Source organism: uncultured Arcanobacterium sp., assembly GCF_947253055.1.
GTDB lineage: Bacteria > Actinomycetota > Actinomycetes > Actinomycetales > Actinomycetaceae > Arcanobacterium_A.
The window spans coordinates 1-10,707 of the sequence record NZ_CAMXYE010000050.1 but is presented as its reverse complement, the minus strand read 5'-3'; the positions used below and the strand labels follow the sequence as shown (position 1 = coordinate 10,707).

Annotated in this window: 9 protein-coding genes; 6 read left to right on the top strand and 3 right to left on the bottom strand. The window is 49.7% G+C overall.

The features are described 5' to 3' along the window. From Q0X35_RS04475 to Q0X35_RS04455, 5 genes are all read left to right on the top strand, one after another. Window positions 1-1,731: ABC transporter substrate-binding protein (locus Q0X35_RS04475; protein WP_297565983.1), on the top strand; the 1,731-nt coding region annotated here is incomplete at its 5' end. Window positions 1,732-1,913: 182 nt separating this feature from the next. Then, the gene (gene typA / locus Q0X35_RS04470) at window positions 1,914-3,839 is read left to right on the top strand and encodes a translational GTPase TypA (protein ID WP_297565981.1); all 1,926 of its coding nucleotides are present in this window, start codon (window positions 1,914-1,916) and stop codon (window positions 3,837-3,839) included. A gap of 43 nt (window positions 3,840-3,882) precedes the next feature. After that, entirely contained in the window at window positions 3,883-4,371 is a 489-nt protein-coding gene (locus Q0X35_RS04465; RefSeq protein ID WP_297565979.1) for a hypothetical protein, read from the top strand. Window positions 4,372-4,397: 26 nt separating this feature from the next. Then, window positions 4,398-4,715 (top strand): ferredoxin, encoded by a 318-nt coding sequence (gene fdxA / locus Q0X35_RS04460; protein ID WP_297565977.1) that lies wholly within the window; start codon window positions 4,398-4,400, stop codon window positions 4,713-4,715. A gap of 60 nt (window positions 4,716-4,775) precedes the next feature. Next, on the top strand, window positions 4,776-6,107 hold the full coding sequence (locus Q0X35_RS04455) for a citrate synthase (RefSeq protein ID WP_297565975.1): 1,332 nt from the start codon (window positions 4,776-4,778) through the stop codon (window positions 6,105-6,107). A 68-nt stretch (window positions 6,108-6,175) separates the two neighbouring features. Here Q0X35_RS04455 and Q0X35_RS04450 read toward each other — a convergent pair whose 3' ends face one another. Continuing rightward, on the bottom strand, window positions 6,176-6,892 hold the full coding sequence (locus Q0X35_RS04450) for a nucleoside triphosphate pyrophosphatase (RefSeq protein WP_297565973.1): 717 nt from the start codon (window positions 6,890-6,892) through the stop codon (window positions 6,176-6,178). A gap of 138 nt (window positions 6,893-7,030) precedes the next feature. Here Q0X35_RS04450 and Q0X35_RS04445 point away from each other — a divergent pair, with 138 nt between their 5' ends. Continuing rightward, entirely contained in the window at window positions 7,031-8,074 is a 1,044-nt protein-coding gene (locus Q0X35_RS04445) for an adenylate/guanylate cyclase domain-containing protein (protein ID WP_297565971.1), read from the top strand. Window positions 8,075-8,099: 25 nt separating this feature from the next. Here Q0X35_RS04445 and Q0X35_RS04440 read toward each other — a convergent pair whose 3' ends face one another. Both Q0X35_RS04440 and Q0X35_RS04435 read right to left on the bottom strand, forming a co-directional pair. Then, entirely contained in the window at window positions 8,100-9,404 is a 1,305-nt protein-coding gene (locus Q0X35_RS04440) for an LCP family protein (protein ID WP_297565969.1), read from the bottom strand. A 14-nt stretch (window positions 9,405-9,418) separates the two neighbouring features. After that, complete coding sequence (locus Q0X35_RS04435; RefSeq protein ID WP_297565967.1) at window positions 9,419-10,579, bottom strand: LCP family protein; 1,161 nt, start codon at window positions 10,577-10,579, stop codon at window positions 9,419-9,421. Window positions 10,580-10,707: the final 128 nt, after the last annotated feature.

Genomic DNA, 10,707 nt, shown 5'->3' with positions numbered 1-10,707 from the left:
GAAAGGAAATTTATGCGATTGGAAAAACTGGGAGCGCTTTTTCTCGGTCTGGTCACTTTGCTGGCGGGCTGTGCGGGGGGAAATTCTAGCGCGCGTGGGCCACAGCCCCCGCCACTTTCCGATTATCAAAGTGCTTCCCGCGCGGAGTTAGCTACGGGTGGGGAGTTACGGCTGTCGGTGGCGGAATTCCCAGAAAATTTCAATCCACTTCGTAAGAGAAGCGCGGAAGAAATAGCGGACGATAAAATAGATAGTTTTCTCTCCGCTGCCCATAACTGGATTTATGCGGAAGATGGTGAAGTGCGTGCAAATCCAGATTATATTTCTTCTTATGCAGCGCCAGCTCCGGAGCAGAGCGGCGCACCTTTCGTCGTAAAATTAAACCTGAACCCCCAGGCAAAATGGAACTCCGGCACGCCAATTACTGCCGCCGATTATATAGCGAGTTGGAAAGCTTGCTCCGGGCAGATTGCGGGAATCACCTGCTCCGCTGCCGCGGGTTGGAAGCAGATTTCCGAAATTACCGCGGGAGAAAATGAATTTCAGGTAGTTATTTCCTATAAGCATAATTATGCGGATTGGCCAGCCACTTTTGAAAAAATCGCCCCTGCTGCCGGCCTCTCCGATGCGGATACTTTCTCGGCAGCTTGGAAAGATTTACCAAATGTCGCTTCTTTGCAGACTGGCCCTTTTCGTCTCGCGCAAGTGGATCGAGAAAAGAAAACTATCGAGTTAGTGCGCAATGAAAATTGGTGGGGAAAAGCTCCCGTGCTGGAGAAGGTCATCTTTTACGAATTAGATGAATACGATGCGGCGCAGGCTTTCGCGGCCGGTAAGCTAGATGCTTTGCCGATGATTAAGGATTTACCGAGTTTAGAAATTGTGAAATCCTCTCCGGCAGCTGCAGTTAAAATTTCTGCTTCGCGCCAGTGGCGAGAGCTCCTATTTAACACTAAATCTCCACTTTTACAGAATAAAGATTTCCGCTTAGCTCTGCAGAAAGGCATCGATTCCAAAAGTTTTGCCGCCTCTGATTTGAGTGGTTTGCCGAGCGCGGATCTGGATTTACATATGGGGAGCCACGTGCTTTTGCCCTATCAAAAGGGGTATACAGATAATTCCCTGCCGGTGAATGGAAAACTCGCCCGCAAAGATTTAGCAGAGTTGGGCTACACCTGGAATGAAAAGACGCAGTATTTTGAAAAAGACGGCGAGCCACTTACTTTGAGCTATTTGCGCATTACCGGTGTGCCTACTTCGGAAAATGAGGGGCAAAAACTGCAGGAACAGCTCCAACAAATAGGCGTAGCACTGGAGATGAAAGATATTTCTGCCGGCGAATTCCAGGCGGCGTTGGCGGCTGGAGAATACGATATTACTAGCGTCACTTGGCTATTTACTCCCTATCCTCTTTCGGGAATTGGCCAACTCTACGCTTCTAATCGCGCTGCAGCTGGCGATACAGCCGGCGCTGCGGCTAATCTCAATTTCACCGGTTACGCTAACTCAGCTCTCGATACCTATATCTGGAAAATAGCGCGCGAGACGGATGAGCTCAAAAAGCTGGTGTACGCCGAAGAATTAGATAATTTACTTTGGAAAGAAGGAATCAGTATTCCGCTCTACTACCGCGCCAATATCACGGGAGTTCATAACCGGTTGGCGAATTATGGGGCGGCGGCTTTAGAGACCTTCTTACCGGAGAATATCGGTTTTCTTCCGGAAAAATAGCTTTGTGCTGCGTTTAGCTTCTTCGTACCGGAAGTGTAAACTCTCTCCCACTTCTGTTCCTAGTAGTTCTTTCCGAATTTCTGCGCAGTAGAATCCAAACGTCAAGGAAATTCCGCCCGAGAGATGATTCGCCGAAAGTTCGGTTTTTACCCGCACCGGGGTAGTAGCCGGAGAGGTTATATATGCAATTACGAAAAGATTTACGCAATGTGGCAATCGTGGCACACGTAGACCACGGAAAGACCACTTTAGTAGATGGAATGCTCTGGCAGGGCGGAGCTTTTGACACCCACACCACGGTAGAAAAAACCGGGGAGCGTATTCTCGATTCGGGAGATTTAGAGCGCGAAAAAGGCATCACCATTCTGGCGAAGAATACTGCGATTACCTATAACGGCCCGGCTGCCGCCGAGTATGGAGCAGAAGCGGGCGTAATAATAAATGTGGTAGATACCCCCGGCCACGCCGATTTTTCCGGAGAAGTAGAGCGGGCGCTCGCTATGGTAGACGGGGTGGTGTTGCTGGTAGATGCCGCAGAGGGGCCGTTGCCGCAGACGCGTTTCGTGCTGCGAAAAGCTTTGGAAGCCAATCTTCCCGTCATTCCCGTGATAAATAAAGTGGATAGAGCCGATGCGCGCATCACGGAAGTGGAAGAAGAAACGCAAGATTTATTGCTCAGCTTAGCAGCTGATATCGAAGATAGTGGCGGCTTAGATTTGGAGAGAATTTTAGAAATTCCCACTATCTATGCTTCGGCAAAAGCTGGCGCAGCTGATACCGAAAAACCAGCGGATGGAGAATTGCCGCGCAATAAAAATCTGGAGCCGCTTTTTCGAGCAATTCTTAAGTATGTGCCGGCTCCGGTGTACGACGAAACTGCACCGCTTGTGGCGCAGGTGACTAATCTGGATGCTTCGCCGTTTTTAGGGCGTTTGGCTCTGGTGCGGATCTATTCGGGGCAATTGCGGAAAAACACCTGGTTGGGTCTGCAAGCAGGGCCGGAAGGCACTTTAGAGCGGGTACATATTACGGAGCTTTTGCGCACGCAAGGTTTAGAGAGATTTCCAGCGGAAATGGCTGGCCCCGGAGATATCGTAGCTATTTCCGGAATTCCAAATATCACTATCGGGGAAACGCTCGTCGATCCGGTAGATCCGCGCCCCTTGCCGCCGCTACACGTAGATGATCCGGCAATTTCGATGACTATTGGGGTTAATACTTCGCCTTTAGCGGGGAAAGAAAAAGGGCATAAATTGACGGCGCGCCAGATTCGCGACCGCTTACACCAAGAAACGATAGGGAATGTGGCTATTCGCGTACTGCCTACTGATCGCCCAGATACCTGGGAGGTACAGGATCGAGGAGAGCTCGCCTTGGCGATTCTGGTGGAGACGATGCGCCGCGAGGGCTTTGAGTTGACGGTCGGGAAACCGCACGTGGTAAAAAGAGTGGTAGACGGGAAAATACAGGAGCCTTGGCAATATACGACTATCGATGTGCCGGAAGAGTATCTGGGAGCGGTGACGCAGATAATGGCGGCGCGCAAAGGCCAGATGGAGACGATGGCTAATCACGGTACCGGCTGGGTGCGTATGGAATTTCTCGTGCCGGCGCGCGGATTAATCGGTTTCCGCACCTACTTCCTTACCCAAACTCGCGGCACTGGTATTTCTGCTTCTATTTCTGCTGGTTATCGGCCGTGGGCAGGCCCTATAGAGGCGCGCACTACTGGCTCTTTGGTATCCGATCGCGCTGGCAAAGTGACGGCTTTTTCTTTGCAACGCCTAGAGGGTCGAGGTACTTTTTTCGTCACTCCGGGCGAAGATACCTACGAGGGGCACGTGGTAGGAGAAAATCCGCGCAATGAAGATGTAGATGTAAATATAGTAAAGGCAAAAGAACTTACCAATATGCGGTCTTCTACTGCAGATGTATTCGAAACTTTACAGGCGCACCGTACGCTCACTCTCGAAGAAGCGATAGAATTTGCGGCAGAGGATGAATGCTTAGAGGTAACGCCGGAGACGGTACGTATTCGGAAAGTAGAGCTAAGTACGGCTGCGCGAAATCGGGCGCGGGGTCATTTGAAGAAAGAGGCGCGCAAATAATTCCCAGCTGGGATAATGGCGGGAATCGCGTAGGATAGAGAATATGAAGATATTGAAGTATCTGGGTGTGCTAGCCCTCGGAGTATTGGCCGGAGTGGCTGGTACCTTGCTGCACTCCACGCCGGTGAAAGCTCCTTGGATTGGATTGATTCTCGCAATTTTGCTGGTAATGGCCGGAGCGTGGATAGCTTGGGAACTCCAGAAAAAAGTATTCTCCCTTCTCTACGCCCTCGGGGTAGAGGGGGCAGTGATTGGGCTTTTTACTTTCCCTCCTGCCAACGATATGCTTGCAGCTCCGCGAGAGATACTTTTTTATCTCTGGATCGGAGGGTCTTTGCTGGCCGTTCTCCTCACTCCGTTCTTAGCACGGTGGTTGGTGGAGAAGTATTCAGCAGAAAAGCCCGCGGCGGAAGAGAAAAAACCACGCCCTCCGCGCCGGTGGCGGCGCAAAGACAACGCAGCGAAAACCAAAGATAGCGCAGCGAAAACTAAAGACAGCGCCGCGAAAACTACTAACTCGAAACGTAAATAGGGATTGAAAGAGGATCGGAAGTACCTATGACTTATGTGATTGCCCAGCCTTGTGTAGATGTAAAAGATAAGGCCTGTGTAGATGAGTGCCCGGTAGATTGTATTTACGAAGGTGAGCGTACTCTCTATATCCATCCAGACGAATGCGTGGATTGTGGCGCTTGCGAGCCAGTTTGCCCGGTAGAAGCTATTTTTTATGAAGAAGATTTGCCAGAAGAGTGGGATGCTTATTACGATGCTAATCTACATTTCTTTGACGATCTAGGCTCGCCGGGTGGAGCGGCAAAAATGGGGAAGATTGCTGCCGATCACCCGTTAATCGCGCAGCTTCCTCCGCAAAACTAGGTAGAACCGAAATAATTACGTATCTTTTAGGTTTCTGAGGGAAAGAAAGCAGGTGGCAGTATGGTGAATAATGTGCATTTATCGATAGATGGAAAAGATATAGAACTGGAACGAGTAAGTGCCAGCACGGGAAATGATGGAATTTCAATAGCACAGCTGCGCGCGCAGACCGGCCTAGTCACGGTGGATAAGGGTTATGCTAATACTGCTTCTTGTACTTCGAAAATTACCTATATAGACGGCGAAAATGGCATTTTACGCTACCGGGGCTATCCAATTGAGCAGTTGGCGAAGAACTGTTCTTTCTTAGAAGTGGCCTATTTACTTATATATGGAGAGCTCCCCGACGCCGGATCGCTTTCTACGTTGGTGCAGCGCATTAAACACCACACTTTGCTGCACGAGGATTTTCTCTCTTTCTTCCGTTCTTTCCCCTCGCAGGGGCATCCGATGTCTATCTTGCAATCCGGTATTGCGGGGCTCGGTACCTACTATGAAGATACTTTGGATGCGCAAGATTCTAATCAGCTGGATTTAGCTTCTATTTTGTTATTGGCGAAAGTGCCGACGATGGTCGCCTATGCGGCGAAAAAAGCCGCGGGCTTGCCGATGCTCTATCCAGATACTTCGAAATCCTATACGGAAGATTTCTTGAGAATGAATTTTGGGCTTCCGTATCAGGATTTAGATATTGATCCGGTCGCAGTGAATGCTCTGGATAAATTATTTATTCTCCACGCAGATCATGAGCAGAATTGCTCCACCTCTACGGTGCGCTTGGTAGCTTCGGCAAATGCCAGTATCTATGCGGCGGTAGCGGCCGGCGTTGGAGCACTTTCCGGTTCCTTGCACGGGGGAGCGAATGAGGCCGTGCTGCGGATGCTCAATAATATCCGCAATTCTGATCTCACTATTGAAGACTATGTGCAGCAGGTAAAAGACAAGACTAATCAGGTAAAGCTCATGGGCTTCGGGCATCGGGTATATAAGAGCTACGATCCGCGGGCGCGTATCGTCAAGAACCTAGCGGACGAATTACTAAATAAGCTGGGAGGAGATCCAGAACTCTTCGATATGGCGCGCGAGTTAGAGCAGGTAGCTTTAGAAGATGATTACTTCATTGAGCGGAATCTCTATCCCAATGTAGATTTCTATACGGGTCTTATTTACAAAGCGCTCGGCTTCCCGACCAAGATGTTTACTCCGCTTTTCGCAATCGGACGGCTTCCGGGTTGGATTGCCCAGTTCCACGAGCATGTGAAAGATAATACGCAGCGCATCGGCCGCCCGCGGCAAATCTATATCGGCCATGATGAGCGCAATTGGTTGCCGATGGCAGAGCGCACAAAGCAGAATCGCTACTTCCACGATTTTGCTGATGGCCAGGTGTAGATTTTAGTTTTCTGGTGTCACTTTTTGCGCAGTAGATGCAGAGGCTTTTGCGCTACAGGTGCATATTCCTACTTTTGGGATATATTAGGTTTCCAGAAATCAGCTATTTGGTACCCGAGTTGTGCTAATAGTTGGCGCAGCAAGGGGAGAGATACCCCTACTACGCCGTGCGGATCTCCAGAAATTTTTTCTACGAAGGCACCGCCGTAGCCGTCAATGGTAAAAGAGCCCGCTACTTCGAGCGGTTCGCCAGTCTGCACATACGCAGAAATATCTGCTTCGCTGAGTTTACAGATATAGACGCGGGCGCAGGATACCGCCGCTGCACTTTTTCCAGTGGCGGTGTCGATTAAAAAATGCCCGGTGTATAAATCTCCGTAATTCCCGCTCATAGCTTGTAGCCGCGCGTGAGCCAGTTGCGGGCTATGCGGCTTACCGAGAATTTCTCCTCCCATTTCCAGCATCGAATCGCAGCCCAAAATTACTTCCGGATGCGCCGCAGGTGGAAAAGATAATTTTCCTGCTTGTAGATCTTGCCAGATAGCGGTGGCTTTTGCGGTAGCTAGAGCTTGCACTTCTTGGCTGGCTCGTATTCCAGTGGCTGATTCGGAGCTGGTGAAGCCGAAGATTCGCGGCCGTGCAGGCGGCGGCGCGGAAGCGGCAAAGAGTTTTCTCCGTATTTCATCTTCATCTACCGTAGATACCGCTACTTGCATATTAATTCCGGCTGCTTGTAAAGTTTGCCGGCGGGCGGGGGAAGCAGAAGCTAATAATAGTGTGTGCAAAGGTGCTCTCCTGTAGTAGTAAAAAAGAAAAATTACCGAAATTGGCACTTTCGTTTATTTACAAGGTGTTTTCCTATATGATTTTAGAGTTAATTGTTGTATTTTGAAAAAGCAAAGAATTTCACTTAAAGTAGTGGTGTGAGTTTTACCACAATTGAAGAAGGCACTGTGTCTACGACTGTACAAGAGCATGTGAAAAGGCTTCTGGGAGGGGAAGAAAAGTACAGTGCACGCGAAATAGCGGAATTAGTAGGCTGCGATTTTGCGCTCGTGCGGCGTTTTTGGCGCGCAATGGGTTTTCCGGTAATCACCGATACGGAAAGCAAAATTTTTACCGAATATGATCTCGATGTGATGCGGGCGCATTACGATATGATGCTCCAGGGCATGGTAGATGAAGATACCTTAAATTCACTGATTCGCGCCCAATCGCATCTGCTCGATCGCATGGTGAGCTGGCAATATGAAGCATTAGTCGAAGAATTTTCGGGGCGCTTTGAAATAGATGAAATTTCCGCTCGTTTTATGCTGCTTGACCGCATAGGGGAATACGAAGAATTCCTCATCTATCAAATGAAGTACGCTTGGCGGCGGCATATGGCAAATCTTCTGCGCCGCGTAGAAACGGAGCTAGACGACCATCGCGATCGGAAAGATGGCGTGCTTCCCACCATTCGGGCTTTCGGATTCGTCGATCTAGTATCTTTTACCCATCGTTCGGGTGAACTTTCGCCGCACGCGCTCGTGGATTTTATTCAGACTTTTGAATTTACGTGCCGCGATGTGATTTCTACCTATGGGGCGCGAGTAGTGAAAATGGTGGGAGATGCCGTGCTCTACATAGCAGATGACCTGCAAACTGGCATTACCGTGGTGGATAAAATAGTGACTGCGCTGCGGGATACTCCTAATATGCCAGATGTACGAGCCTCCTTAGTGTGGGGAGGAGTAGTGTCGCGTTTTGGAGATATTTTTGGACCGAAAGTGAATCTGGCTTCGCGCCTGTGCAACGTCGCGCCGGTGAATGGAATTTTAGTAGATTACCGAACCGCAGAAGCCCTGCACAACTTAGATGCACAGCGCTACATCGCGGAGCCTTATGATATTCCAGAGCTACAGGGGATTGGCAGTATAGAAGCAGCCCAAGTGCGGGTAGTGGATAATCCTAATCTGGAAAACTAGCAAAGTTATAGCTATGCGGTAAAAGCTAGGGAGCGGTATCTGCGGTATCGGCCGCTTCTGCAGTATGTGCCACTAGCGTTTCATAATCTTCGGCGCGCAAAGTACCTTTTCGCAGTGCCTCCCAAAATTGGGGCGTTAAATTCTCGTCTAATAATACGGTGGAGCCGACTCCTCCGGGGTAATAGCTCAAATCTGCTATCGGTGGGGTACCCATGATTCCGCTTTGCATTACTTTCCGCAGTACGAGCCCAGCTTTCCCGACTTGCCACAGATTATCTTTTTCATCCACTGCTAGGGCACTGGCGGTAGCGCCCACGAGTTTCTTTTGTCGCAGCGGTGAAAAGAAGAGATCTTTAGAGAGTGCGGTCTTCATAATGGAAGAAACTACTTGCCGTTGCCGCTCTGCTCGCCCAATATCACCCAACGGATCTTCATAGCGCATCCGGGCAAAGGCCAGCGCAGTAGTACCATCTGCGGAGTGGCAACCGGCATTCCAATTTAATCCCGAGAGGGGATCATTCACGTCTTGGTCATAGCAGAGTGGAATAGTGCCGAGCGCATCCGTAATAGAAACGACTCCCTCCATACCAATCTCTACGTAATGGTCAATAGTAAGCCCAGTTAATTGCTCAACTGTAGCCACTAATAATGCCCCTTCTCCCAAGGAATAGGCCGCATTTAATTTGTTGTAGCCATATTCAGGAATATTTACATAGGTATCGCGGGGGAGAGAAAGTAATACGGGATCGGCGCCGGGAGCTTTATGCAGCAACATCACCGTATCGGAGCGTTGGCCTGCTACCGATTCATCAGCATAGGTGCCACTGCGCTTATCGGAGCCGACGATTAAATAGGTATCGCCGGGAGTATCGGGCGCGCCGGAAAGTGCGGAGGTATGGGTTAAATTGCGGTTTCCGTATTGGTAGAGATATATTCCCCAAGCTGCGCTAATAATTAGTATTCCTACTAGTAGCAGGGCAAGTGTGCGTAGCGCGCGGCGTCCGGATAGTCGCCAGTTCTTGGGCCGGGGCGCGGCACCTGCGGGCTGCGCGAGCGCGGAGTGAGGAGAATTATTAGTAGCTAAAAGACGATTTTGCGCCGGAGTGCGAGGCGGAGTATGCGGTGAATTGCGGGGTGGATAGACGGGAGCTTCCATCATATCTGGTGCATATTCGCGCTTTTTTTGCGGCTGGCGGCTGGGCGGAAGTAGATTTTCTACTTCATTTGCCGCTGTATTCCCAATTCGCTTAGCGCCCTGCGTACTGGGTCGGCGTTTCCTGCCCTGCGGAGCAAAGGAAGGAGGCATTTTATCCATTTCGTCGTCTTCCATATCTTTCCCCGCTTTTAGCCATTGAGAAGTTGATTATTTCCGGATTCTTCGCTCTCCTCCAGCTGCGAATCGGCCTTTTTATCCCCAGAAAGTATTTCCGGGGAAATTGGCATATCGCGGCGGAGTGCAGCCCACACTAGGTCTGCATTATCAGCGGGCACTACTCTTCCCGGTTGATCTGGTGCGTAGTGATTAGGCATAGTGAGAAAATTGATGTTTTTTACTTGAAGATTGCGCAAAGAGTAGAGGAAACCGGAAAGCCAGCGGAAATTCCCCAGGCCAGAAGAAGTATCGAGATTTTGGGTAATCTCTTTTACGATGCTGTAGAACTTCGGTAAATCGCTGGCTAAATTCATACTCAGCATTTTTTCGGCAATTTTTCCGACTAGTTCATGCTGACGTTTAATCCGCGATAAATCCGAACCGTCGTCAATCCCATAGCGCATTCTCGCTAAAGCAAGCGCCTGCTCTCCATTTAAATTCTGGCACCCAGCTGCTACATCTAATCCAGAGAAGTCTTCGTGAATTGCCTCCTCAAAGCACATTTCCACTCCACCTAGCGTATTAACTATGCCTTGAAAAGATACGAAATCGATTACTACCCAACCATCTATCACTACATCGGTGAGTTTCTCTACGGTGCGCAAAGTGCAGGTGGCAGCGGCATTAACATCGCCGTAGATACCTCCGGTGCTGAAAGCAGAATTGAACATCTGTTGCTTTTGCGGATAAGAGCGCTCGTCATCAGTTAGCTGGCAACTAGGAATATCCACTAAAGTATCGCGCGGTATAGATACGAAATCGGCACGTTGCCGATCAGCGCTGATATGTACCAGCATTACGGTATCGGAGCGCATTCCAGTGACTTCCGAATCCGGATCGATGCGCTCGCGCGAATCAGAACCAATCAGCAGCACATTGATAGGCATTCCCTCTTTTTGATCTAAGGGAATTACTTCGCCCGGGCGTTTAGCTCCTTTTAGCAAATCAGTAAAATCGTGCTGATTTATGTTTCCTTGCAGGTTGTAAATTACGGTGGCGGCCAGCGAACCTAGCCCGAGTAAAAGAGAAAGAAAGAAAAGTCCGAAAATACGGCGAATCTTCGCTGCAGAGCTCAAGGCGCGCCGATGCTTGCCGAACATTTTTTTCGGCCGGGCGGATTCGGATTTCGTCATAGTGAAAATAATACCCAGATATATCGGAAAATGGGGAGAAGGAAAATTGAGAGCGCCGGAGTTAAGGAGTAGATGAATCGGGATTTTCGGGGTCGCTCAGCTTTGCCGGATCAGATATGGCAATCGTG

Excerpts from the sequence above, each read along its gene's own strand:
- typA (WP_297565981.1), top strand. The coding sequence starts at position 1,914 with ATGCAATTACGAAAAGATTTACGCAATGTGGCAATCGTGGCACACGTA.
- Q0X35_RS04465 (WP_297565979.1), top strand. The coding sequence starts at position 3,883 with ATGAAGATATTGAAGTATCTGGGTGTGCTAGCCCTCGGAGTATTGGCC.
- fdxA (WP_297565977.1), top strand. The coding sequence starts at position 4,398 with ATGACTTATGTGATTGCCCAGCCTTGTGTAGATGTAAAAGATAAGGCC.
- Q0X35_RS04455 (WP_297565975.1), top strand. The coding sequence starts at position 4,776 with ATGGTGAATAATGTGCATTTATCGATAGATGGAAAAGATATAGAACTG.
- Q0X35_RS04440 (WP_297565969.1), bottom strand. The coding sequence starts at position 9,404 with ATGGAAGACGACGAAATGGATAAAATGCCTCCTTCCTTTGCTCCGCAG.
- Q0X35_RS04435 (WP_297565967.1), bottom strand. The coding sequence starts at position 10,579 with ATGACGAAATCCGAATCCGCCCGGCCGAAAAAAATGTTCGGCAAGCAT.